We start from the raw sequence: 23,016 nt of genomic DNA on the forward strand, positions 1-23,016 counted from the left end.
GCTTAACGTTTACGATGACATCGAGTGCGTTCAATGGCAGCGATTCAAGCATTACGAGGAACGAAGGATATTTTGCCCGAAGAAGTGGGCTACTGGCAAACTGTAGAAGATACGGCTCGTCAGATTTTTGGACGCGCGATGTATTCGGAAATCCGACCGCCAATCTTCGAGCAAACGGAGTTATTCGCGCGCGGGATTGGCGAGGCGACGGATGTGGTAGGCAAGGAGATGTACAGTTTTAGCGATCGCGGCGATCGCTCGATTACCTTGCGTCCCGAATTTACTGCCGGAGTAGCCCGCGCTTACATCGAACGCAAACTGTTCGCCCAAGGCGGTCTACAGCGATTGTGGTACGGGGGACCCGCCTTTCGTTACGAACGTCCCCAAGCCGGTCGCCAGCGACAGTTTCATCAAATCGGAATCGAATCGTTCGGTAGTAGCGATGCGCGCGCCGATGTCGAAGTTATCGCGCTAGCAACGGATTTATTACAAACCTTGGGGCTAAAAAGTCTGAGTCTATATATCAATTCGGTCGGGCAAAATGCAGATCGCCAGCAATACCGAGCCGCGTTAGTGGAATACCTCACCCCCTACCAAAACGAACTCGATCCCGACTCCCAAGACCGCCTGACGCGCAATCCCATGCGAATCCTCGATAGTAAGGACGAGCGCACCCAAGAAATTGTCGCCGATGCACCCAGCATTTTGGAGTATTTAGGAACCGAATCGAAGGCGCATTTCGATCGCGTCCAGCAGCTTTTAACGGATTTAGGCATTGCCTATCGCCTCAACCCCCGCTTAGTGCGCGGTTTGGACTACTATACCCACACCGCCTTCGAGATTCAATCCGACGATCTCGGCGCGCAGGCGACGGTATGCGGCGGCGGGCGTTACGATGGCTTAGTCGAGCAGTTGGGCGGGCCGAGTACGCCTGCTGTCGGTTGGGCGCTGGGGATGGAACGCCTGATTATTTTATTGCAACAGTTGCAGCCGATTTCAGCATCAGTGCCAGATTTTTATCTTGTCTCCAAAGGCGAGCGCGCCGAAAATCGAGCCATGTTTCTGGCTCGAGAATTGCGCGCGGCGGGTTTGAAGGTGGAGTTGGACTTAAGCGGTAGCGCATTTGGCAAGCAATTCAAGCGAGCCGATCGCAGCGGAGCCTCAATCTGTCTGGTTTTGGGGGAATCTGAGGTTGAAAATGCGACCGTTAAACTAAAATGGATGGCAACTCAACAGGAAGAAGCGATCGCGCAGACCGAACTTTTGAGTAGAACCGACGAACTCCGCCAACAAATGTTGAGGTGACGATAAGCCCCTATGAAGCCCTGGGAATTTCTCATTCAAAAAAAAGGCTCTCCGGCGTGGTTGGCCCTGAAAACGCAGAAACTCAAACTCGAAACGGGCGAATATCGACTGGTGGCGCGATCGCATCAGCCTAACCTCGATGTCGAAGTTCTCGTCACCTATCAAACCTTAGACAAAGCTTTAGCGCAGCCGCGATCGCAAAAACGCACGACTCGCACTAACTCCGAAGGATTACTCCCCGTCCTCCCTTTCATCAATCTCAAGCCGGGATTTTGGCAAGTGTCTTGTTCGGGGCAAGCGTCGGAGGAAACCGAACCGCAAATCGTTCGCTTTCAAGTCCTTCCCGCTGCCAGCGTAAAACCTTCACCTGAAGTTGCCCCCGCCGCAATTGCAACCTTACCCCAACTGCCCTCCCTCGAACCCCCGCAGCGAGAACCGGAGGCAACAGCGCCCTTAGAACTGACCTCCGAGCCGCAAGAAGCAGTCCGAGCCACCGTTTTGTCCGATGGCAGGCTTGAAGAGCAACCGCCGGGACAAGATTTGGAATCCTTGTTAGAGCGATCGATTCAAAGTTTAGAGCAAATTCTCGCCGCTGCTAACGAACCCGTTGCCAAAGCTGCCCCTCCCGAACCCCCTCCCCAAAAAGTCGCCGCAGAGGTGGGTTTTCCCGAAGCCCTAACGGCTTTACAATTGCGTCTCGCGCTCTACCACGAAAACTTCGTGCGCCATCCGGGAGAATCGCTGTTAATTTCCGGGCAGGTTGATGCGATCGATCCCAGTCAGAACGACCTCGAACCGATCTTTGCGGCTTTAGAAGGGCGATCGGTACAACTCGTCCTGCGTTACCTGTTGCGCGATCCGCAAACACCCGCTCCCGGTGAAAGCAATAAGGAAACCGACGCAGCCGGAATTCAAATTTTATTTGACTCGCAGCAATCCGCCGCCAGTACCGCCCTGCCGAAAGTATTCGGCTATCGGCTGGAAGTGCCGGAACGCGATCGCCATCCCTTAATTTTGGGTGAAGTGCGCTTAGAAGCGGTATTGGGGGCTGCCCTACAAACGACGCGGATTTTGGCGCGATCGTCTTTTACGATTACGGCGGCGGTAGACGAGCTTCTCGAAGCTGTTGTGCCGTCACCCCTAGAAGTCGATCGCTCCAGCGCTCAGTTACCGGAGTTAGAAGAATCAGCACCTTCTGTGAGGGCAGAATTCCTCGAAATTGCCAAGCAAGCGGTACAAAATCCTTCGTTTTCGCCGACTTTCGGGCAGGTTCTTCCGCCTAAACTGTCGGCTTCCACCGGCTCGAAAACGGCGCGATCGCTCGATCTGCCCGATTTTCCCCTTCCCTCGCCCTCCGTCCCAGAAACGCCCGAACCGGCTGCCGAATCGCCTGTTCCCCCTTCCGAAACCGAAAGCACTCCCGAAGAAGCCCCTCCCATCGCCCCATCCCCGCCAGCCCTCACTCCGGAGTTTTCCCCTATCGATGATTTGCTGCCTCCCCTTCCTCCCGATGAGGTGGAATCGGAACCGCCCCTCGAACCCAATGTTTCCGAACCGCCACCGGAACCCACTGAGTCAGAGCAAGCGTTTCAAGCTTTGCACCTCGAAGATCGATTTTGGTCGCGCATGAACTCTTTAATGGAGGAAGCGGCTTCTTTTGCAGCCGATAATCCTTCGCCCCTCCCCCCGGAAGCGCCTCCTAAAGCGGATTTATTGGGAAGCACTTCTCCGGTTCCCCCGCCCGAAACTCCCCCCGATGACGGGAATAACGGCGATGAGGGCAAGCCGAGTCAAATATCGCCCGACGTAGAAACGCCCTTTGATGACGATCCTTGGGCGAACTTGTTACTCGATGAAAGCCCGTTGACGGAAGAAACGCCGATCGCTAAACCCGAACCGTCCCTGGAAAAACGCCCGCCCGCTCCTGTCGCGACCGAGGAAACCATCGATTGGGGACAGCCTGAAGCTGAAGCGATGGATTGGGGACAGAATGAATTTGTGGTGGATGATGATGACGAGATGCCGCCGCCGGAACTGTTCAAGCGGGATACTTCGGGGTTGCCTTATCCCGTTGCGGTCGATCGCTCTCCTGACAAATCACAAAATCAGCCAAAAGTCAAGTCAAAGCCTGAAGAACCTATACCCGTACCGATTTTAGAGTTGAGCGAGAGCGAATTGGTGGCAGGGGAAACGGCGCTGGTGTGGGTAAAATTGCCGCCCTGCTCTAACTCAATTTATGTGAAATTATGGGTTATTGACTGTCAGACGCGATCGCTGCTTGATGGCCCGCGTGCCTTTGTCGATTTTACTGAAAATCAGGACGGAGAATTGGAAACGATTACGCAATTATTGGTACCGTTGGGAAGTTTAGAGATACGATTTGAAGCGATCGCGATCGATCTCGTCACGCAACGAGAAAGCCACAAAACCAGCGTCAGTCGTCACGTCATTCCTCCCGATTTACCGCAATTGGGTTAACAGATTGAAAAACTTTGAGTAGTAACGATTTGCTTAATATAAATGACTCTCAATCTCTATTTTCTGCGCCACGGCGAAACTGAATCGAGTCTTACTGGAACTTATTGCGGCGCGCTCGATGTCGAACTGAGTGCCGAAGGGCGACAAATGGCAGAAGATTTTAAAGCCGCTTACCAATCTTTTCCTTGGGAAGCGGTGTATGTAAGTCCGATGCTGCGTACCGTTGCAACGGCAAAACCGTTGTGCGATGCGATGGGTTTAAAAATGCAATTGCGGGAGGGATTGAGAGAAATTGCGTATGGGGATTGGGAAGGAAAAACGCCCGCAGAAGTGGAAACGAGCGATCGCGATAATTATATTCGCTGGTTGAGCGATCCGGGTTGGAATGGGCCGACGGGAGGCGAAAAAGGAATCGATATTGCGCGGCGCAGTGCTTTAGTTTTGGAGGAAATCGAGCAAAAATATCAAACTGGAAATGTTCTCATCGTGTCTCATAAGGCAACGATTCGGATTATGCTATGCGAGTTGTTGGGAATTGATGTCGGGCGATTTCGCGATCGCATCGGGATGCTTGTCGCTTCGATTAGCGTTGTCGAAATCGGCGCGCGCGGCCCGCTTTTAAAGATTTTAGGCGATCGCGCTCACCTTCGAGCCAGTTTGCGCGATCGCCCGGGCAGTTAAAAAACCGCTCGTAGATCGCGCAAGAATCGCTCGGCTGCTTTTATTTACTGTTCGCTCGTAACTTATCATTCATCTCCCATCGCTTATCATTCATAACTCATCACTCATAATTCATAACTGATGAAAGTTGCCGTTTTTAGCACTAAAAACTACGATCGCGAATTTCTCCAAACTGCCAATCAACAAAGCGATAACAAACATGAATTCGTCTTTTTTGAACCCCGTTTAACCTTAGAAACCGCTCCCCTAGCGGCAGAATTTCCCGCAATTTGTGCCTTCATTAACGATCGCCTCAGTGCCGAAGTTCTCGAACATCTCGCAAGCGGCGGAACGAAATTGATTGCCCTGCGTTCTGCCGGATACGATCGCGTCGATCTCGCTGCTGCTGCGCGTTTGGGAATGACCGTTCTCCACGTTCCCGCCTATTCACCCCGCGCCGTAGCCGAACACGCGATCGCGCTAATTTTAATGCTCAATCGCAAGCTTTATCGCGCCTACAATCGCGTCCGCGACGATAACTTTTCTCTCGAAGGATTGCTCGGATTTGACTTACACGGTTCGACGGTTGGCATTGTCGGTACTGGCAAAATTGGACTCTGTTTTGCGGAAATTGCCAAAGGATTTGGCTGCCATCTCCTCGCTTACGATCTCCATCAACATCCAGCTTGTTTGGAACTCGGCGTAAAATATGTCGAACTGCCCGAACTTTTAGCGGCTTCCGATGTTATTTCCCTTCATTGCCCCTTAATCCCTGCAACGCATCATCTGATTAATTCAGAATCCTTGCAGCACCTTAAACCGGGGGCAATGTTAATTAATACCAGTCGCGGCGGTTTAATCGATACGTCAGCCGTTATTCAAGCCTTAAAATCTGGAAAACTGGGATATTTGGGCATCGACGTTTACGAACAAGAAGAAGAATTATTTTTTGAGGATTTATCCAATACCGTTATTCAAGACGATACTTTCCAGTTATTGCAATCCTTTCCAAACGTCGTTATTACCGCCCACCAAGCCTTTTTTACCCGCAATGCCCTTGCGAATATTGCCCAAACAACTCTTTCAAATATTAACGATTTTGCTGAAGGGAAACCCTGTGCCAATCAGGTCAAAGAGTCATAAATTAACGCGGTAGGGGCGAATAGTCCTTCGCCCCTACGTCTCGTTAAAATGCGCCAGAAGTAGAGGGATGTGAAAGTTCTGCACCGCATTCGGGGCAGAATTTATTGGTCATCGAGTTTTTCGCACCGCAGGAGTCACAACGGATAACGCTCGTTGCTTGTTCGACAGGGCTGGGCTTTGGCAATCCAACCATTTCTGCGTTACTCTTACCGGGAGCTACCATTGGATAGCAGTTTTCATCGCGGTTGACGCGCGCATCGAGGAGAACCGGGCCGTTATGGGCGAGCATAGTTGCGATCGCGGCTTGCAATTCGGCGCGATCGCTCACTACCATTCCCTTAATCCCGTAGGCTTCTGCCAATTTAATAAAGTCCGGCATTCCTTTATTCGTCTCGGAAGCCGAGTAACGTTCTCCATGAAAGGCTTGCTGCCACTGACGCACCATGCCCAACCAACCATTATTAATAATAACGGTCTTGACATTTATCCCATACTGTGATAGAGTACCCAACTCTTGCAGGTTCATTTGGAAGCTGGCATCGCCGCTAATACAAATCACCTCTTCTTCGGGCAGTGCCACCTTTGCACCCATTGCCGCAGGCAGACCGTAGCCCATCGTCCCCAAGCCAGCGCTCGAAATCCAGCGGCGCGGGCCGTAGTTAATAAACTGTGCCGCCCACATTTGATGCTGTCCCACATCGGTGGTGTAATAAGCCTTCGGCGCTTGTTTGCCGAGTTCGACGATGACTTCTTGGGGCGAGAGAGTATCGGGATAGTGGGGGACGACGAGGGGATAATCATTGCGCCAGCGGTTGATTTTGTTTAACCAAGGACGGGTTTGTCCTTCCACCGGCTTAAGACCCGATTCTTGTAAGCGCTGCAACAGTTGTTGGAGAACGCAGCGCACGTCGCCGACAATCGGCACTTCGGGGGCGCGGTTTTTGCCAACTTCAGCGGGGTCGATGTCGATATGAATCACCTTTGCTTTTGAGGCAAACTTATCCAAACGTCCGGTTACGCGGTCATCGAAACGCGCGCCCACCGCCACCAACAAGTCGCACTCGCTGACGGCGAAGTTAGCGTAAGCAGTGCCGTGCATCCCCAACATTCCCACCGAGAGGGGGTGATTTTCGTCGAAGATTCCCAATCCCATTAAAGTTGTGGTGACAGGGATTTGGAAGTATTCAGCTAAGCGTTGAACTTCAGCGTAAGCGCCCGCCGCGATCGCGCCGCCACCCACATATAATAAAGGCTGTTCGGCTTGCCGCAACAAGTGCAGCGCTGCATTAATCTGGCGGGGGTTGCCTTTCACCGTTGGGCGGTAGCCGGGGAGATTCACCACTCCCGGTTCCACGGGGATATAATCGAATTCTTCTAACCCCACATCTTTGGGGATATCGATTAACACCGGTCCCGGTCTTCCCGTACTCGCAATATGAAACGCTTCTGCGACGATGCGCGCCATATCTTCTGCGTTACGCACCACATATGAATTTTTGACAATCGGCAGCGTAATCCCGAAAATATCGGTTTCTTGGAACGCATCCGTCCCAATCGCAGGGCGCGGCACTTGTCCGGTAATCACCACCATTGGAATCGAGTCGAGGTGCGCCGTAGCAATCCCCGTCACTAAATTCGTCGCACCGGGGCCGGATGTGCCGAAACAAACCCCAACTTTCCCTGTCGCCCGCGCGTAACCATCTGCTGCGTGGGCTGCACCTTGTTCGTGGCGGACGAGAAAATGTTGTACGTCCCCGCGCGCTTCGGAGCGATACAGTTCGTCATAAATCGGCAGAATTGCACCGCCGGGATAGCCAAAAATATGCTCGACACCGTGGCGCTTGAGACTATCCATGAGCGCAAAAGCTCCGGTTCGGCGCGTCGGTGCGATGGAAGATGATAGATTAGGCTGAACGATTGATGAAACCACGGCTTAACTTAGGAAGTAATGGTAAATAGCTGAAGACTTCAAGCGCAAAGAACTCAGGTTTGGCAGAAAACTTACGGTTGCGACGATGGCGCGAAAGGGGGACAAACCTCAAGTTTTGAGAAGTAATCAGTGTAACATAAATTCTCGCGCGATCGTGCTGTATTTCTTCGGTCAATCTAAAATTTAAACGGCAGGAAATAGGGCGTTTGAACCGATCTTTTGGCAGGCCGCTATTTGAGAATTCTTTTAAGCTTTTTTAACTTTAAAGCGTTGCAAGCAATCTTTCAATTAGAGCAATCGAGATTTTGCATCACCTGCGGCTATCTCTGCAAAAAACCATCCTTGACCCAAGTCCGAAGTCCCGGCGCAAGGTTAATTGTTGTCGTACTTCCTAACCGACTCATTTCAAGCAGCGATCGCCGCCGCAAAGATTCGATAATGGTTAGGCTTTCCATTGCCGATAAGTTTAACACTTGACGCAAGGATGCGATCGCGACGGGGGTAGATTGTTGTGAGAGGAAAGAGAGAGTGTGCTTTTCGGAATCGGTGAGGCGATCGTACAATCCGTTCAAACTCGCTAAAATTCCTTCACACAACCAACCGCCAAAGCTGACAAACTCCGCCGCATTGCCCCCAAACCATGTCTGCGTCGATCGCGCTGCTGCCTTCAACCAACCGGGATGTCCGCGATACACTTCAACCAGTTCGCTCCAAGCTTCCGGCGCGGTTAAGTTTTGTTCTTGCAGGAGGGCGAGGGCATCTTCTAAGTTTAAGCCGTTTAGAGTCCGCGATCGCGTCCGTTTGTATTTTTCCTCCCAACTAACCCAATCGAGAGGCTGTTCCCGACTGGTAACAAGGATACAGCTTGGATGTCGCCCCCGCGCCGCGCGATCGAGCAAACTTGCAAAGTCCGCCATTTCCGCCCGCCAAGTTCCCGCCCAACTCCCTCCTAAAAAAGCTGCCTCCAATCCGTCGAGAATGAGGAGGCAGCGTTCGGTTTGCAGGCGATTGAATAGGCGATCTTGTGGGGGTTTGGGGCGGATAGGAGGTGGCGAACCCCGACTCAAAAGTTCGGCAATTTCGGCTGCGAGGGTATGGGGATCGGTATCGGACGTTATGGTGCGCCAAATGACAGCAGAGAATTGGTTGGCAACGCGATCGACGAATTGGGCTGCTAAACTGCTTTTTCCCACCATCGGCAACCCCCACAATCCGATTAACCGACATTCCTCTTCAACCGTCCAGCGGGTGAGGGTTTCGAGAACATCCTCGCGTCCGATAAAGCCCTCTGTATCCGGCATTGTATCGAAACTGCCGCGATCGCGCCAATCTTCTGAATCCGTGCTTTTAAAAGGGGCTTCTTGAGCCTCAGCGCAAAGATGATTATACGAGTGATTAATCGCGACAATAATGCGGGAATTTGCCACATTCGAGTAAGTGGACTCGCCAGCAATATTCGTTATACGTTCCATTGCTGCCCGAAAACTCTTCTTCTCTATCGTTTCGCCCGTCACATCAGATAAAAGCCGCCAAACCGAAGCACCCACCTCTCTCACATAACCTTCCGTCCGCCTCACCTCTTCCGCAATCTCTGCGTAATGCTGACCGTGCCACGAACCCCGCAGAATCGAGCGTTGTAGTTCATCAAGGTGCTTGCCCGTCTTCGCATAGACCAACTCATCCGTCAGCTTGACGACTAAATCCACGCTCATAGTTACTCAACCGCACTAAAACCTACATTCATCATACATGACAAAGGGAAAAGTACATACCCCAGCCGATTGCCATCCAATATTTTGTAAGTGAGAATCGTCGAATAACTAGGATAGATAGTTGTACCGAGTCGCTGCACTAACGCAATCGTTTTCCTATGAATTCTATAACTCGATTAAACGCTAAAGTTATTGGCATTTGGGCTGGACTTGGAGCCATTTTAGGCGTGCTAATAGCGATTAGTGCATTATCATCCGGTTCCGTACAATTCGGTGATGCCTTGTCAATTTTTCTCCAAGGAAGTCTTGTCTTTCTTGTTAATGGCTTCTTCTACTATGCTCTTGATGGAGTCTTCAGATATAAGTTCAGGTTCGATCAAATCTTTTATCCGCTCTGGGTCTGGGCTATCTATCCGGTATTAGGGGCTTTAGTATTAGGTTTTAGTATAGCGATTGGGATGTTAGGTACTATCTTACAGGCAGCTTTTGGAGTTAAAATATCTACACCAAAATTACTTAAAACTCAACAAGCAAAAGAAAGAATAAATAAAGTTATTGAAAACAACGAGACTAATCTCTCAGTTTCCGAGGTTGATGAAATATGTGAAGCTTTATCAGGAGGAATGAGTTCTGTCTCAGACAAGACCTTACTAAAAAATATTCTCATGAAACTCGTTAGCTCGCCAGGAAAAAAAGTAAAAGATGTACTGTCTTCTGCGGAAATAGATTTTCTTTTAAATTTATTTCTTGACGAGACATAGTGTAATACTCGTATCGACTCACAAAAATATAGTCACTATACATCAATCAGTTTAGGAGCAGAACAATGCCAGATTTTCCCAAAAAAGGTCAAGAGTGGCCAATTATGCAATTGCCAAACAGCCAATTTCCTCAATCTATTCTTCATATGTTGAATTGGGTAGCAGAGCCACAACACCCTGGGCTGTATAGAGTGAAATACAGTATGGGAAACGGTAAACTAAAACAAATTCTTATTAAGCCCTATAGTCAAACTATTAACAATCCAGATATTCATAAAGGTATTGAAAATTATCCTCACGTTCAAATTAAATTTGACGATAATGGTCAACTCTCAAATTGTCACTACAGTAAATACACTCCTACTACTGGGTATGGCTCCGATGAATATGGTAAGTTAAAATCTAAATATGGAGTGCAAAAACAAGGAATTGGTGCTAACGAAATGAGAATTTTATTAATAGCAATTTTGTCAAACTCTATGTCTGATGAGTTATCAGAATTATTTCGTGTATTATCAAATTCTCTAGACCTAGACTAAGTGCGATAACTAAGCAGCATAAGGCAGGCGTAGGGTGCGTTAGGCGCGAACTCGATATTGTAGGAAAGCAATCGATTTCTCTGCGCGCCGTAACGCACCAATCTTATCCGGTGCGTTACGCTTCGCTAACACACCCTACTATTTAACTACACTCGCACAATATCAAAATCATCGTTTCATTTTTCTAACGCAACAATTAAGGCTTGACACGACACTACTGCTTTAATTGTTTTAAGTTGAAGAATTAAACCCTGCTAAAACTCGGTATTCTGGCGGAATCAAACCTCGTACAATATCTTCTTGAGGAATCCCTAAAGCAATTAACTCTTCTTCAATTTGACTTTCGGTTTGATTGCGTTGAATCCAAACTTTTTCATCTTGAATATCCAAATGAATTAAAGCAACATATACTCGCTCTTGTCCGCGCCAGCCCAAGCTAAGGATTAAATATCGATCGGTTTGAAGATCGAATATTTGTTGCGTTTCAATTTCTTCGCGATCGCCAGAATACCCCACAAATTGCTTGAGAAATTGCATAACAACCTGACGATAGCGATCGCACTTCGTCGGGGGAACCTGTATTTGAACGTCGTTCGGATTTACAGCCATTTCCCCACCTCTCGATCAATCTTTCATCATCGCGAGTCAGATAACGGACAAGAATATTTATATCTATCCCTATCATTGCCAATCGCTAACCCACTCAGAGATAGAAACATCCATTTCTTCTAAAGTTACCTTTACGCGATCGGGACGATATAAAATACCCGATAATGTTTCTACAGAAACGTCGAGAGGAATAATCCTGACTTGACCTTCTTCATCGATAATGAAATCGATTTTACTCCCGCCGTCAAGATTGAGATAGTCTCGAATGGCTTGGGGTAGAGTAATTTGTCCGGTGTCGGCAACAGTTACACTAAACATTTTATTATTTCAAGCAATTATGATAGGCGCAATGCCAATTCTCATTGATTTTGCACGATTCCCCAAGAGGGCATAACAGTGTTATGCCCCTACAGTAAAAAAATTAGCGCATCGCGATTGGGAATTGGTGTAAGGTCGGAAATTTAGCAACCTTACCCTTTGATTCTAACTCTGAGTTCAACGCGCGCTACTGCGGTCTAACATCGACGCAAATATAATTTTATGAGGTGCAGTCGGTAGCAAGCGTCGCAGCACGCTTAAATACTTCTCAGCATCATTTCGACGGGTGAAACGAGCAACGACGATATTCTGCATCTTCGGTAACTGCCGTACAATACACCAGGGCTGGAGTTTTTCGCGGTAGGTCAGTTCTGTTGGTATCATAAGGTTATCCTTTCCACCGTTGTGGATTGTTGAAGTATGGCGATCGCCCTTGATTTCTTAGGTTGGAGGGCGATCGCTTATGAGTATCTTTTTATTGAATGATGCGTTCGCATCATTTGTCAAGTCTAGGATGGGATTAATTCGGCTGCGAGTCAAGGAACTAGCGAAAGAAAAAGGTTGGACGCTCAAAGAAGTATCGGAGCGATCGGGTATTACTTATAGCACTGTCAGAAGCTATGCTCATTCTCCGAGTTTGGCAACAGTAGACTACACCGCTTTACGGAAACTTGCGCGCGTTTTCGACTTGGCAATTGACGATATTGTGGAAGTTTTGGAAGAATAATTTTTCGATAAAGCTTTAGAGGTATAGGCGTAGGGTGCGTTAGGCGCGAACTCGATATTGAAGGGAAGCGATCGATTTCTCTGCGCGCCGTAACGCACCAATCTTATCCGGTGCGTTACGCTTCGCTAACACACCCTACTATTTAACTACACTCGCACAATATCAAAATCATCGTTTCATTTTTCTAACGCATAACGGACAAGAATATTTGTATCTATCCCTATCATTGCCAATCGCTAACCCCCTCAGCGATAGAAATATCCATTTCTTCTAAAGTTACCTTTACGCGATCGGGACGATATAAAATACCCGATAATGTTTCTACACAGTGTTATGCCCCTACCGCAAAAAAATTAGCGCATCGCGATTGGGAATTGGTGTAAGGATGGACAGAAAAGAAAGGCTAAACCAGACCGAATATTGTTAGCGATCGCGAAAAGACGGACGAACTTATATAATGTTTTCAGTTTAAATGTTCGCGATCGCTGTTTTTCCCCATGCCCCGCATTCCCACAATCACCTACGATCGCGGTACTCTCTTACTCCATCCTCCCCCAAAAGGTCGAGCTTGGATCGATTATGCCCTGTGGGACGATCGCGTCGAGAAATTTCGCGTCCCCGGAATGCAATATCGCCCCCTCATCGAAGCGCTACAAGCCGAAGGGACACCCTTTGAAGACGAAGCCAAAGGATTCATTCCCCTCGAACTCGCCGCTAGTTTCGAGATGGAACCTTACCCCCACCAAGCGGAAGCCTTGCGCGCTTGGAAAGTCGCCGGACGCAAGGGGGTTGTCGTTTTGCCGACAGCGGCGGGAAAAACCTATCTGGCGCAACTGGCGATTCAATCGACGCAGCGCAGCACCCTCATCGTCGTCCCTACCCTCGATTTAATGCACCAATGGTACGCGCAGATGGAAGCAGCCTTTCCCGATGTAGAATTGGGGTTATTAGGGGGAGGATCGCGCGATCGCACCCCGCTGCTGATTTCCACCTACAACAGCGCCGCTATCCAAGCAGAAACCCTCGGCAACCGCTACGCCCTCATCGTTTTCGATGAATGCCACCACCTCCCCACCGACTTCTTCCGCGTCATCGCTGAATTCGCGATCGCTCCCTACCGCCTCGGACTCACCGCCACTCCCGAACGCTCCGATGGCTCCCACCGCGACTTAGAAGGACTTGTCGGAGCCGTCATTTATCGCAAAACCCCTGAAGAACTCTCCGGAAGCGCCCTCGCTCAACATCGCGTCGTCCAAATCAAAGTCAAACTTTCCCCAAAAGAGCGCGAAACTTACGACAGCGCCATGAAACTCCGCAACGAGTTTTTGCGGCAAAATCGCATAGCCCTCAGCAGTCTTGATGGTTGGCAGCATTTCGTGCAAGCGTCCGCCCGTTCCCCAGAAGGACGTAGAGCAATGCTCGCTCATCGCGAAGCCAAAGAAATTGCCCTCTGCACCGATGGAAAGTTGCGGGTTCTTGCCGATTTAATCGCCCAACATTACCCCGAACCAATCCTTGTTTTTACGAACGATAATGCAACCGTATATCGCATTTCCCAAGAATTTTTAATTCCGGCGATTACCCATCAAACGCCGGTAAAAGAACGGCACGATATTTTAACCCGGTTTAAGGAAGGAGATTATAAAGTTATTGCGGCTTCCCACGTTCTTAATGAAGGCGTTGATGTTCCCGACGCGCGCATTGCTGTTATTCTCTCCGGTACGGGTTCGACGCGGGAATACGTGCAACGTTTGGGGCGCGTTTTAAGGAAGGGAACGCAAGAAAATAAGTTTGCGCTGTTATATGAAGTGGTTACTGAAGATACGAGCGAAGAACGGACTTCCGAACGCCGACGCGGAGAGAGCGAATATGGGAAACCGTCTAAGCAAAAATCGAAGCAGGAAGCAGAACAATTAGAGATTATTCCTTCTCCTTATCGTCAAAAACCGGCTCCTATTCCGAAAGCTGCTGAACCCAAAAAAACTTGGGGAGAGCGCAATTTTCCAAATATCGAATAAAATTAAATCAAACTTTACATTCAATAAATAGTTGTGATTAATAATGTTAAAATTAAAACTTAGACTAAAAATACAATAACTTGAAGAATGATGTCCGATCTGCACAATCAGGGTTTGTCACTTCTTCGTACCGCACTTAACGATCCGGAAGCAAATTTTCGCGATGGGCAGTGGGACGCGATTTCGCAATTATTAAATCCTGGAACGCGCCTACTTGCGGTGCAGCGAACGGGCTGGGGAAAAAGCCTAATTTATTTTCTAACAACGCGACTTCTACGCGATCGCGATCGAGGAATCACACTTATTATTTCGCCCCTCCTCGCTCTAATGCGAAATCAAATTTCAGCCGCTCAACGTCTCGGACTTCAAGCTGAAACGATTAACTCGACTAACCCAGAAGCGTGGGAAATTATTCAACAACGATTGCTTCTAGATACAATCGATCTACTCCTCATCTCGCCAGAACGTTTAGCAAACAATAATTTTCGAGAAGAAATTCTTTTACCGCTGTCGGCTCGAATCGGCTTTCTTGTCGTCGATGAAGCCCACTGTATTTCCGATTGGGGGCATGACTTTCGTCCCGATTATCGAAGAATCGTCCGCATCCTTCAAGCCCTTCCTAAAACGATCCCCGTTCTCGCAACAACTGCTACCGCTAATAATCGCGTTATCCAAGATATTCGCGCTCAACTCGGTTCTGAATTAAAAATCGCGAGAGGAACGCTAGCTAGAGAAAGTCTTTGCTTGCAAAATATTTCCCTTCCCTGCCAAGAAGCTAAACTAGCTTGGTTAGCTGAGCAGATTCCCAACTTGCCGGGAAGTGGTATTATCTATGCCCTAACCGTTCGAGATTCAGAACAAGTTGCAGAGTGGCTAAAGATACAAAACATCGATGCCGAATCCTACTCCGCACAAGTCCCCGGCGAACAGCGAGAAATTTTAGAGCAAAGATTGTTAAACAATCAAATTAAAGCATTAGTTGCAACCTCAGCTTTAAGTATGGGATTTGATAAGCCGGATCTCGGTTTTGTCATCCACTATCAACGTCCGGGTTCCGTCGTTCACTACTATCAACAAGTCGGACGGGCAGGCAGAGCCGTATTGAGGGCTTATGGTATCTTATTAAGCGGGAATGAAGACCAAGAAATCACAAATTATTTTATCGAATCTGCCTTTCCTCCAGAAAACCACATTAAGGAAATCTTAGATGTTCTCGCTCGCGGAACAAACGGACTCTCTCTTCCACAACTAGAAACTCAGTTAAATATTCCGCGAGGAAAAATCGAAAAAGCGTTAAAATTTCTTTCCTTAGAATCGCCGGCTCCGATCGCGAAAATTGAGAGGCTATGGTATCTCGCACCGATTGACTATAAAATCGATCGCGAGAAAATCGAGCGGCTGACTGAAATCCGCAAGCAAGAACAAGCTCGAATGCTCGACTACATCAATGTGCGCAGTTGCTTAATGAAATTTTTAGCTAGAGAATTAGACGATCCGACGACAACAGAATGCGGACGCTGTACAGTTTGTCTGGGAAAATCTCTGCTCCCAGAAACCTATACTTTAGAAAAAGCTGGAGAGGCCGTCGCTTTTTTACGCAGAAAGAGTTATCTTATCGAACCGCGCAAAAAATGGGCAGCGAGTGGACTGCTGTCTCATAATTGGAAAGCAAATACCAAAATTCCTCCGCATTTACAAGCCGAACCCGGTCGTACTTTATCGCTTTGGGGGGATGCAGGTTGGGGGACTTTAGTCAAGCAAAATAAATATCGAGATGAATATTTTAGCGATACTTTAGTCAACGCAGTCGTTGAATCAATCCAACGCTGGCAAATCGATCCATTTCCCACTTGGATAACTTGTATTCCTTCACTAACTCGACCTGAATTAGTTCCTAACTTTTGCGAACGCTTAGCTCGCGAACTTAACATTCCTTTTGTTCCCTGCGTCCAAAAAAATTATCAAAATCGTCCCCAAAAAGAGATGCAGAATAGTTCGCAGCAAGTCCATAATTTAGATGGAGTCTTTAGGATCGATTGCTGGCAAGGAATGGCAGGGGATGTTTTCTTAATTGACGATATGGTTGATTCTCGCTGGACTTTTACCGTCGTTGCTGCTTTATTAAGACAATCTGGAAGCGGTAAAGTGTTTCCCTTTGCGCTTGCTCTTAACTCACTCGGTCAGGGAGAATAAATGGCAACACTAACACATATTTTAAAACCCGATGCCCAAGCGATTCTGCTCCTATGTGCGAGTTTTGGACAAACTCGGCAAGCAGAACCCATTCCTTTAAATTTGGGAGAATATAACCTTCTAGCTCGAAAGTTACAGCAAGAAGGTTTACGTCCCGGCGACTTGCTCGCTAGCGATAGAAAAAGTTTGATATTAAGTGCGAGCGGTGAGGATCTCAATTCACAAAGAATTCTTCAACTATTAGAACGAGGGGCAATGTTAGCGATTGCTGTTGAAGATTGGACGAATAAGGGATTGTGGATTTTAAGTCGTAGCGATGAAGCGTATCCGCAGCGACTCAAGCGTAAATTAAAACAACAGTCTCCTCCCATTTTATATGGCGTAGGAAACCAAGATTTATTAGCAAGAGGAGGTTTGGCGATTGTTGGCTCTCGGAATATTGACGATGATGGCCTTAGCTATACGAAACGAATTGCAGAAAAGTGTGCAGAACAAGGAATTCAAGTAATTTCTGGAGGTGCTAGGGGGGTTGACCAAACGGCAATGCTATCAGCAATTTCGGCGGGAGGAACTTCGGTTGGAGTTCTCGCAGATAGTTTAATGAAAGCAGCAGTTTCTCTCAAATACCGTCAAGGATTGTGCGAAGGACGAGTTGCTTTGATTTCGCCATACGATCCGGCTGCGGGTTTTAATGTAGGAAATGCAATGAATCGCAATAAGCACGTTTATGGATTAGCCGATCGCGTATTAGTTGTTGATTCTTCTTATCAAAAAGGGGGAACTTGGGCGGGAGCAAAGGAGGAGTTAAAACGAGAGATTCGGATTCCGGTTTGGGTGCGAGTCGATCGTAAAAAACTGCCTGGAAACCAGGGATTGATCGAGCTAGGAGCGTTCCCTTTTCCCGCAGAACCGTGGAATCGCGATATTTTAACAATGGTTGCAGAGAGCGAACAGTTATCTCGATCGCAGTCCCCCGCAAGGGTGGCGAAACAATTAAGTTTAAATGATCTAGAAATTATTGAAGAAAAATCGAATGCTACGCTCGATCGCCAAAATAAAGAAAGCAAGATTAAATTGCCAAAAGATGCGTATGAGGCGATTCTCCCGTTACTGCTGTATCATTTAACTCAGCCCCGAGAGGATAATGAAGTTGCAGTATTGTTAGATGTGGCTATCGGTCAGACAAGAAGTTGGTTAAAGAAAGCCGTAGCTGAGAAGCTAGTGAAAAAAACGAAAAATGTTTATGTCTCGCTCGAGGGCGAGGAGCAGTTAAAGTTGCTGTCTTTAAATTAGGGCTATACAGAGAATTATTTTACTCCGATCGCGCGAACCGAACTTTTCCCTGACTTTGGCTTAAATGCGAAGTATCCCCATTCAACTCCATTTCCCACTTCTCGCCAGTACGAACCAGCTTCACCAAGCAACACAGGGCGGCTGTTACTTCGGCGCGATATCCTAACAAAGCGATCGCACCTTCCACGACAAAAGCCCCATGCGTCACCAACAAAATATTATCGCTAAATTCAGCAGCAAGGGTTTGAATCGTTTTAACGACGCGATCGCGCATTGCCCTTTCATCTTCGGGATACTGCGGCACAATTCGGGAAGTATAACTGAGATCGATCGCGTTGTACCGTTCTGCTAGCACTTCTAACTTTTCTCGTTCCGGCATTGCCCGCATCCAATCCGGATTCAACCATTCGCTCAAACCCGCCTCTAAACAAATCGGAAGCTGGAGAACTTTTGCTACTTCCCAAGCCGTTTGTACCGTTCGCAAAAAGGGCGAAGCAAAAATGCGATCGATCCTCTCTAATTTAAGGCGTTCTCCGAGTTCCTTTGCTTGCACGAATCCATCATCCGACAGCGAAGGATCGTAAGGCCGTTCGGCGGTCAGAAACCAGTCCGGGTTGACGAAATCAAAGCGGTTTCCGTGGCGGGCAATCCAAACAGTTTGGGGCATAAATCTTTAATCTTCGTACCAACTGGCGCGCCATGCCAATTCTGCTTGCGCGATCGCTAATTCTCGCTCGTGTTGCTGATATTGTTTGCTCAACTGTTTGAGCGAACTAAGCATCTGGCGAATTTTGTTGCGCTCCACGCCCAGCCCGGGATCGCTAAATTCGAGTTCCGACAACTGCAAGCGAATCCCAACAGCGGGAATAATGCTAACCTCCGTATCGCTATTCGTTTCCTCAGCGTCGTCCTCTGGCGGTTGCAGAAAGTTAGGCAAGTCCTCGAGGGCAATGGTTGCTTCTTCGCCTTGAATCGCAATTTCGAGACCGCGAGGCAAAGAGCGTTCGGGTAAAATCGCCGCATCTCGCAGGGTGGTATTAGCGCGCGCGGCAATGGTTTGTAAAACTTGCTGAGCGGCGCGATCGCGGCGTTGCATGAGTCGCAATAGGCGTGCGGGGGGCGATTCGATCTCCTCGAGTTCCGCCTCGCTCGCTTCCTCCGTTACCTTTAACTGCGCGATCGCTTCCCGCCCTAACTCCCGCATCTGTTGCTGAAGCTGCTGTCGCCCGCTGACGCTCAGCGCTAAGAATGCCTCCGGATAAACCTGAGTACAAGTTTGATAGCAGGCTAGCACCAGATGCCGTTTCACCAACTGTCCCAATCGCTCGAAATACTGGTTGTAACGACTGTCAAGCTGCTCTGCTAGCGCCTTCACCCGCTCCGAAAGTTTGGTTAAATCCTGTTCGATATGTTGAAGCGAACGAGCCATTTTCAGTTTTCAGTTCTCAGTTATTAGTCATCAATTAATAGCTGAAGGAAAATTCTTCTTTAACAAAAAAGGCAAAAGAAAAAATTTTATTTTTTTCCTTCGCCTTTTCGGGTACTTCAACAACAAATGAGCCGATTACTTTTGACCCGTTTGCGCTGCAACTTCTTCAGCGAAATTGCTCTCTTTCTTCTCGATTCCTTCGCCCAAAACAAAGCGACTAAAGCGACGAACTTGAATATTTTCGCCAACTTTTGAAATCTTTTGTTTGACCAACTCTTCTACCGTAATACTTTGGTCTTTAATGTAGGGTTGATCCATCAAAGAAAGCTCTTTCAACCGCTTTTCAATGCGACCGACAACAATTTTTTCGCGAACATTTTCGGGCTTACTCGCTAAGTCATCGCGCCCCATTTCAATCGCCTTCTCTTTCTCCGCAAATTCTTGAGGAATATCCTCAACCTTCACGTATTCTACTTCGGGGCAAGCAGCAACTTGCATAGCAATATCGCGCACCAGACCTTGGAATTCGTCGCCGCGCGCCACAAAATCGGTTTCGCAGTTAACTTCAACCAAAACGCCGACTCTTCCGCCAGTATGAATGTAGCTGCCGACTAAACCTTCGGCGGCAACGCGAGTGCCTACTGTCCCCGCCTTAGCAATTCCTTTTTGGCGCAGCCATTCTGTCGCTTTCTCGATATCCCCTCCAACTTCCTTCAGCGCCTTTTTGCAATCCATCATCCCCGCGCCGGTTTTATCGCGCAGTTCTTTAACGGTTTTTGCAGAAATTTCAGCGTTCTTCGGGGCAGCTTCAGCCGCAGGGGCCGCAGTTTCTTCAGCAGCGGGCTGAGTTTGAGGTTGAGATTCTACTTTATCTTTGTCTTTTTTCTTACCTTTAGACATAACTGAAAAATTGGGGATAATCTGAATGATGTACTGGAGAATAAAGCTTGAAAGCCTTATTCTCCATGACTATTTTATTCGTTACCGTCCTCGTCTTCCTCCGGGTCTTCAGGGAGGCTGACTTCTTCTTCGTACTCTCCCTCGACTTCTTCTAACCCTTCTTCAAAGTCTTCGTACTCGTCTTCTGCTTCGAGTTGACCGTGACGACCTTCGTAAATGGCATCGGAGATTTTACCGACAATAAGCTTGATCGAGCGGATCGCATCGTCGTTAGCTGGGATGGGGATATCTACGAGATCGGGGTCGCAGTTGGTATCTAACAGAGAGATGATGGGAATGCCGAGTTTTTGGCATTCGAGGATAGCGTTGTACTCGCGGCGTTGATCGACGATCACAACGATATCGGGGGTGCGGCGCATGAGTTTAATGCCGCCGAGGTACTTTTGGAGTTGGCTGAGTTCGCGCCGCATCACTGCTGCTTCTTTTTTCGGGCGGCGATCGATACTGCCGTTGGCTTCGAGTTGTTCGAGTTCCTTGAGGCGATCGACGCGGGTGCGAATGGTTTCCCAGTTGGTGAGGGTTCCGCCCAACCAGCGCTGGTTGATGTAGTAGCCGCCGCAGCGCGCCGCTTCTTGGGCGATGATCCCAGCAGCTTGGCGCTTAGTGCCGACGAAGAGGAATTTTTTACCTTGTTCGGAACAGGTGCGCACGTAATCGTAGGCATCTTCCATTAACTGGGCGGTTTGCACCAAGTCGATGATGTGAACGCCGTTACGAGCGGTGTAGATGTAGGGATCCATTTTGGGATTCCAACGACGGGTTTGATGACCGAAGTGAACCCCTGACTCTAGCAGGTCGGCTAGGGAAACAACTGGCATTATTCTTTTCTCCTTTTTCGGGTTTATCCTCCATCCGGCATGGATTCCCAAACGGGCGCAGGGTCGCGCTTTCCGCATCAGGAACACCCGAAGGCACGGATGTGCGATTTTTAGCAAACTTCTCTAGGATACCACGAAGCGAAATATTAGCGATCGAACCTTCCGGATTTTTGCAGGGGTCAGCGTAGAGAGGAATAGTTCCGAATCGAACTTAGATTAACGATGTTGACCTCTCAAAAGCTTCAATTCATTACGGTGCTACCGGAAATCGAAGCACTGAAGACCGAACGGTTAGCTCGTCCGCAACGAGGGGCTATTCGTTCGTTAGAACCAGCAAAGCTTGATAATCGACGCATTCAATGCCGTCGCGGTAGCGGTCGTCGGGAGATTTTAGCGGCGTAGGCAGTCTTCCGGCTAGATTTATAACTGGGTTTGTGGGTTGTTAAGGTGTGTTAAATTCGGCGATCTCGGTTTTCGAGGTCGCCGCTTTTGCTGTAGGGCAAAATGCCGGTTTCCGCGTCTGGAAAGGAGAAACCGGTTTGCTGGGTAAGTTCTGGTTATTCGAGGGAGATTTATTCAAGATCCTGGCTGAGGCGTAGGATGCTGGGACTTAGTGTGGGGCGCAGTGGAATGAGCCGAGGTCGTGCTGTCCGTTTTCTCAATCGTGGTACTGTGGCAGAACGCGATCGCTGCGGTTGCTGTCATTGCCCCGAAAAGGAAACCCACCAACCACGTCCGAAGCATCGCGTGCTTTTGGTTCTGGTAACTGCGTAGCGAGAGGCGGTAGGACTGCAACCGGGGGTTTCTAGAAATCACTTCGTTGAGTTGTTCGAGCAGAATACGATCTTCTTGATTCATGGGGTACTATCTCCAGGTTGGCGTGCTCTACTTTTAATTTTCCCCATTTCGTCGCAGAAGCGCATGGCTCCGGACGAGATTGCATTGAATCGTTACAGGAGGTTCGTGCAGGGCTTGCATGGGATAATGAAGGGGCTGCATTCCGCAAAAGCGTCAGGATATATTAAGTTTATTGTCAGCCAGCAATTGAGAGACTATTTATAAACTTTTTGTTAAAAACCGTAGAGATGTTGTATACAACGTCTCTACGGTCTACAAACGCGGTATGTAGTTGTCGGAAAGTATCATCTTTGGCAAGCGAGTCAACTGAATGTCTAGCTTTGTCCGTCCTACCAAGGCTTAATCTTTGCTGTATAAAAGCCTCAGCTAGAAGAGATCGAAATCCTGCTTTCTACCGATACGGAAATTGGAAAAATCGAAGTCGAACAACGGCGTGAAAAAAACGCGATCGCGCGCGAATACCTTCTAAAATACGACTCCGAGCAATGCCAAACTCGCATCGAAACCGGATATTTTGAATAGAGTGTCGTGGAGTGCAAATTCCCGGTAAGATGCGAAAAGAGAGTGCAAACATATTAGGGAGCGACAGCAATGGCAATCGAACATCCAGAAATCGATCTGGCTGAATATATCGAACTCGCGCTGCTTCAGCCCGCTGCCACGCGAGAACACCTCCGAGACTGCTGCGATCGCGCCGTACAATATAACTTTCCTGCCGTTTGCGTCTATCCCAGCGCGGTGAAGGAAGCAGCGGAACTATTGCATGGCAAACATCCTGGCGTTTGCGCCGTCATTGGTTTTCCGGCGGGGGCGACAACCACCGCCACAAAGCGCTACGAAGCCCAAGAAGCCGTCGAAAACGGCGCAACCGAGTTGGATGTCGTTCTCAATCTTGGCTGGCTGAAAATGGGCGATTCCGAATCGATTTATCGTGAAGTTGCCTCTATTTGCGAGGAAAGCGGGCAAATCGTTAAAGTCATTTTAGAAATGGCGCTGTTAACGCCGACAGAAAAGCGTCTTGCTGCCGAAATTTGCATGGATGCGGGCGCTGCTTACCTGAAAACCAGTACGGGTTGGTTTGGCGGCGCGACATTGGAAGATGTGCGCTTATTGAAGGAGATAACCAAAGGACGAGTGGGGATTAAAGCAGCAGGCGGCATTCACACCGCAGAGGAGGCGTTGGAGTTGGTGTTAGCGGGGGCGACGCGCTTGGGAACGTCGCGCGGGGTGGAGTTGTTGCACCAGCGCAATTCCAGTCGGTAATA

General features: G+C 48.6%; 22 protein-coding genes. 12 read left to right on the top strand and 10 right to left on the bottom strand.

Translation table 11 applies throughout. The features are described 5' to 3' along the window. Positions 1-33 precede the first annotated feature (33 nt). The 4 genes from hisS (at position 34) to H6G50_RS20690 (ending at position 5,586) form a co-directional block, all read left to right on the top strand. Positions 34-1,305: a histidine--tRNA ligase gene (gene hisS, locus H6G50_RS20675; protein ID WP_190720713.1), complete on the top strand. Its 1,272-nt coding sequence runs from the start codon at positions 34-36 to the stop codon at positions 1,303-1,305. Between the two features lie 12 nt (positions 1,306-1,317). Next, the gene (locus H6G50_RS20680) at positions 1,318-3,783 is read left to right on the top strand and encodes a hypothetical protein (protein WP_190720715.1); all 2,466 of its coding nucleotides are present in this window, start codon (positions 1,318-1,320) and stop codon (positions 3,781-3,783) included. A 42-nt stretch (positions 3,784-3,825) separates the two neighbouring features. Continuing rightward, the gene (locus H6G50_RS20685) at positions 3,826-4,464 is read left to right on the top strand and encodes a histidine phosphatase family protein (protein WP_190720718.1); all 639 of its coding nucleotides are present in this window, start codon (positions 3,826-3,828) and stop codon (positions 4,462-4,464) included. Positions 4,465-4,584: 120 nt separating this feature from the next. After that, positions 4,585-5,586, top strand: a complete 1,002-nt coding sequence (locus H6G50_RS20690; RefSeq protein ID WP_190720721.1) for a 2-hydroxyacid dehydrogenase — start codon at positions 4,585-4,587, stop codon at positions 5,584-5,586. Between the two features lie 43 nt (positions 5,587-5,629). On the opposite strand, the gene ilvB is transcribed toward H6G50_RS20690, so the two are convergent. Further along, positions 5,630-7,516 (bottom strand): biosynthetic-type acetolactate synthase large subunit, encoded by a 1,887-nt coding sequence (gene ilvB, locus H6G50_RS20695; RefSeq protein ID WP_190720724.1) that lies wholly within the window; start codon positions 7,514-7,516, stop codon positions 5,630-5,632. 320 nt (positions 7,517-7,836) lie between these two features. Next, entirely contained in the window at positions 7,837-9,228 is a 1,392-nt protein-coding gene (locus H6G50_RS20700; protein ID WP_190720725.1) for an NB-ARC domain-containing protein, read from the bottom strand. A 158-nt stretch (positions 9,229-9,386) separates the two neighbouring features. On the opposite strand from H6G50_RS20700, the gene H6G50_RS20705 reads away from it, so the two are divergent. Both H6G50_RS20705 and H6G50_RS20710 read left to right on the top strand, forming a co-directional pair. Further along, positions 9,387-9,989 (top strand): hypothetical protein, encoded by a 603-nt coding sequence (locus H6G50_RS20705; protein WP_190720728.1) that lies wholly within the window; start codon positions 9,387-9,389, stop codon positions 9,987-9,989. Positions 9,990-10,054: 65 nt separating this feature from the next. Then, positions 10,055-10,528, top strand: a complete 474-nt coding sequence (locus H6G50_RS20710) for a hypothetical protein (RefSeq protein WP_190720730.1) — start codon at positions 10,055-10,057, stop codon at positions 10,526-10,528. A gap of 231 nt (positions 10,529-10,759) precedes the next feature. On the opposite strand, the gene H6G50_RS20715 is transcribed toward H6G50_RS20710, so the two are convergent. The 3 genes from H6G50_RS20715 to H6G50_RS20725 all read right to left on the bottom strand — a co-directional run bounded on the left by H6G50_RS20715 (position 10,760) and on the right by H6G50_RS20725 (position 11,839). Continuing rightward, the gene (locus tag H6G50_RS20715) at positions 10,760-11,137 is read right to left on the bottom strand and encodes a XisI protein (RefSeq protein WP_190720734.1); all 378 of its coding nucleotides are present in this window, start codon (positions 11,135-11,137) and stop codon (positions 10,760-10,762) included. A gap of 72 nt (positions 11,138-11,209) precedes the next feature. Then, on the bottom strand, positions 11,210-11,455 hold the full coding sequence (locus H6G50_RS20720; RefSeq protein ID WP_190720737.1) for an AbrB/MazE/SpoVT family DNA-binding domain-containing protein: 246 nt from the start codon (positions 11,453-11,455) through the stop codon (positions 11,210-11,212). Between the two features lie 177 nt (positions 11,456-11,632). Continuing rightward, entirely contained in the window at positions 11,633-11,839 is a 207-nt protein-coding gene (locus tag H6G50_RS20725) for a hypothetical protein (RefSeq protein WP_190720740.1), read from the bottom strand. Between the two features lie 130 nt (positions 11,840-11,969). On the opposite strand from H6G50_RS20725, the gene H6G50_RS20730 reads away from it, so the two are divergent. The 4 genes from H6G50_RS20730 to H6G50_RS20745 all read left to right on the top strand — a co-directional run bounded on the left by H6G50_RS20730 (position 11,970) and on the right by H6G50_RS20745 (position 17,686). Further along, positions 11,970-12,182, top strand: a complete 213-nt coding sequence (locus tag H6G50_RS20730; protein WP_190720823.1) for a helix-turn-helix transcriptional regulator — start codon at positions 11,970-11,972, stop codon at positions 12,180-12,182. A 497-nt stretch (positions 12,183-12,679) separates the two neighbouring features. Then, on the top strand, positions 12,680-14,200 hold the full coding sequence (locus tag H6G50_RS20735) for a DEAD/DEAH box helicase family protein (RefSeq protein ID WP_190720743.1): 1,521 nt from the start codon (positions 12,680-12,682) through the stop codon (positions 14,198-14,200). Between the two features lie 87 nt (positions 14,201-14,287). After that, positions 14,288-16,393 (top strand): RecQ family ATP-dependent DNA helicase, encoded by a 2,106-nt coding sequence (locus tag H6G50_RS20740; RefSeq protein WP_190720746.1) that lies wholly within the window; start codon positions 14,288-14,290, stop codon positions 16,391-16,393. Next, positions 16,394-17,686: a DNA-processing protein DprA gene (locus H6G50_RS20745; protein ID WP_190720749.1), complete on the top strand. Its 1,293-nt coding sequence runs from the start codon at positions 16,394-16,396 to the stop codon at positions 17,684-17,686. Positions 17,687-17,705: 19 nt separating this feature from the next. Here H6G50_RS20745 and H6G50_RS20750 read toward each other — a convergent pair whose 3' ends face one another. The 4 genes from H6G50_RS20750 to rpsB all read right to left on the bottom strand — a co-directional run bounded on the left by H6G50_RS20750 (position 17,706) and on the right by rpsB (position 20,893). Next, positions 17,706-18,353 (bottom strand): histidine phosphatase family protein, encoded by a 648-nt coding sequence (locus tag H6G50_RS20750; protein WP_190720752.1) that lies wholly within the window; start codon positions 18,351-18,353, stop codon positions 17,706-17,708. Between the two features lie 6 nt (positions 18,354-18,359). Further along, on the bottom strand, positions 18,360-19,115 hold the full coding sequence (locus tag H6G50_RS20755) for a hypothetical protein (RefSeq protein WP_190720755.1): 756 nt from the start codon (positions 19,113-19,115) through the stop codon (positions 18,360-18,362). Positions 19,116-19,250: 135 nt separating this feature from the next. Beyond that, a complete protein-coding gene (gene tsf / locus H6G50_RS20760; protein WP_190720758.1) occupies positions 19,251-20,015 on the bottom strand; it encodes a translation elongation factor Ts in 765 nt (254 codons plus the stop codon). 74 nt (positions 20,016-20,089) lie between these two features. Next, entirely contained in the window at positions 20,090-20,893 is an 804-nt protein-coding gene (gene rpsB, locus H6G50_RS20765; protein ID WP_190720761.1) for a 30S ribosomal protein S2, read from the bottom strand. 222 nt (positions 20,894-21,115) lie between these two features. Between rpsB and H6G50_RS20770 the strand changes: the two genes are divergently transcribed. Next, positions 21,116-21,295: a hypothetical protein gene (locus H6G50_RS20770; RefSeq protein ID WP_190720763.1), complete on the top strand. Its 180-nt coding sequence runs from the start codon at positions 21,116-21,118 to the stop codon at positions 21,293-21,295. Between the two features lie 174 nt (positions 21,296-21,469). Here H6G50_RS20770 and H6G50_RS20775 read toward each other — a convergent pair whose 3' ends face one another. Beyond that, positions 21,470-21,751, bottom strand: coding sequence for a hypothetical protein (locus tag H6G50_RS20775; protein ID WP_190720767.1), 282 nt, complete (start codon positions 21,749-21,751; stop codon positions 21,470-21,472). A gap of 591 nt (positions 21,752-22,342) precedes the next feature. On the opposite strand from H6G50_RS20775, the gene deoC reads away from it, so the two are divergent. Beyond that, positions 22,343-23,014 carry a deoxyribose-phosphate aldolase gene (gene deoC, locus H6G50_RS20780; RefSeq protein WP_190720768.1) on the top strand — a complete coding sequence of 224 codons (672 nt, stop codon included), beginning with the start codon at positions 22,343-22,345 and terminating at the stop codon, positions 23,012-23,014. Positions 23,015-23,016: the final 2 nt, after the last annotated feature.

This window comes from Oscillatoria sp. FACHB-1406 (genome assembly GCF_014698145.1).
Classification (GTDB): Bacteria; Cyanobacteriota; Cyanobacteriia; order Cyanobacteriales; family Spirulinaceae; genus FACHB-1406.

Bases quoted from the DNA above. Each gene is read 5' to 3' on its own strand.
- H6G50_RS20685 (WP_190720718.1), top strand. From the start codon at position 3,826: ATGACTCTCAATCTCTATTTTCTGCGCCACGGCGAAACTGAATCGAGT.
- H6G50_RS20715 (WP_190720734.1), bottom strand. From the start codon at position 11,137: ATGGCTGTAAATCCGAACGACGTTCAAATACAGGTTCCCCCGACGAAG.
- H6G50_RS20775 (WP_190720767.1), bottom strand. From the start codon at position 21,751: ATGAATCAAGAAGATCGTATTCTGCTCGAACAACTCAACGAAGTGATT.
- H6G50_RS20770 (WP_190720763.1), top strand. From the start codon at position 21,116: ATGTTGACCTCTCAAAAGCTTCAATTCATTACGGTGCTACCGGAAATC.
- H6G50_RS20735 (WP_190720743.1), top strand. From the start codon at position 12,680: ATGCCCCGCATTCCCACAATCACCTACGATCGCGGTACTCTCTTACTC.
- H6G50_RS20750 (WP_190720752.1), bottom strand. From the start codon at position 18,353: ATGCCCCAAACTGTTTGGATTGCCCGCCACGGAAACCGCTTTGATTTC.
- H6G50_RS20725 (WP_190720740.1), bottom strand. From the start codon at position 11,839: ATGATACCAACAGAACTGACCTACCGCGAAAAACTCCAGCCCTGGTGT.
- H6G50_RS20705 (WP_190720728.1), top strand. From the start codon at position 9,387: ATGAATTCTATAACTCGATTAAACGCTAAAGTTATTGGCATTTGGGCT.
- H6G50_RS20680 (WP_190720715.1), top strand. From the start codon at position 1,318: ATGAAGCCCTGGGAATTTCTCATTCAAAAAAAAGGCTCTCCGGCGTGG.
- H6G50_RS20730 (WP_190720823.1), top strand. From the start codon at position 11,970: ATGGGATTAATTCGGCTGCGAGTCAAGGAACTAGCGAAAGAAAAAGGT.
- H6G50_RS20720 (WP_190720737.1), bottom strand. From the start codon at position 11,455: ATGTTTAGTGTAACTGTTGCCGACACCGGACAAATTACTCTACCCCAA.
- H6G50_RS20690 (WP_190720721.1), top strand. From the start codon at position 4,585: ATGAAAGTTGCCGTTTTTAGCACTAAAAACTACGATCGCGAATTTCTC.
- H6G50_RS20755 (WP_190720755.1), bottom strand. From the start codon at position 19,115: ATGGCTCGTTCGCTTCAACATATCGAACAGGATTTAACCAAACTTTCG.
- H6G50_RS20745 (WP_190720749.1), top strand. From the start codon at position 16,394: ATGGCAACACTAACACATATTTTAAAACCCGATGCCCAAGCGATTCTG.
- H6G50_RS20740 (WP_190720746.1), top strand. From the start codon at position 14,288: ATGATGTCCGATCTGCACAATCAGGGTTTGTCACTTCTTCGTACCGCA.
- H6G50_RS20700 (WP_190720725.1), bottom strand. From the start codon at position 9,228: ATGAGCGTGGATTTAGTCGTCAAGCTGACGGATGAGTTGGTCTATGCG.
- H6G50_RS20710 (WP_190720730.1), top strand. From the start codon at position 10,055: ATGCCAGATTTTCCCAAAAAAGGTCAAGAGTGGCCAATTATGCAATTG.
- rpsB (WP_190720761.1), bottom strand. From the start codon at position 20,893: ATGCCAGTTGTTTCCCTAGCCGACCTGCTAGAGTCAGGGGTTCACTTC.
- hisS (WP_190720713.1), top strand. From the start codon at position 34: ATGGCAGCGATTCAAGCATTACGAGGAACGAAGGATATTTTGCCCGAA.
- tsf (WP_190720758.1), bottom strand. From the start codon at position 20,015: ATGTCTAAAGGTAAGAAAAAAGACAAAGATAAAGTAGAATCTCAACCT.
- deoC (WP_190720768.1), top strand. From the start codon at position 22,343: ATGGCAATCGAACATCCAGAAATCGATCTGGCTGAATATATCGAACTC.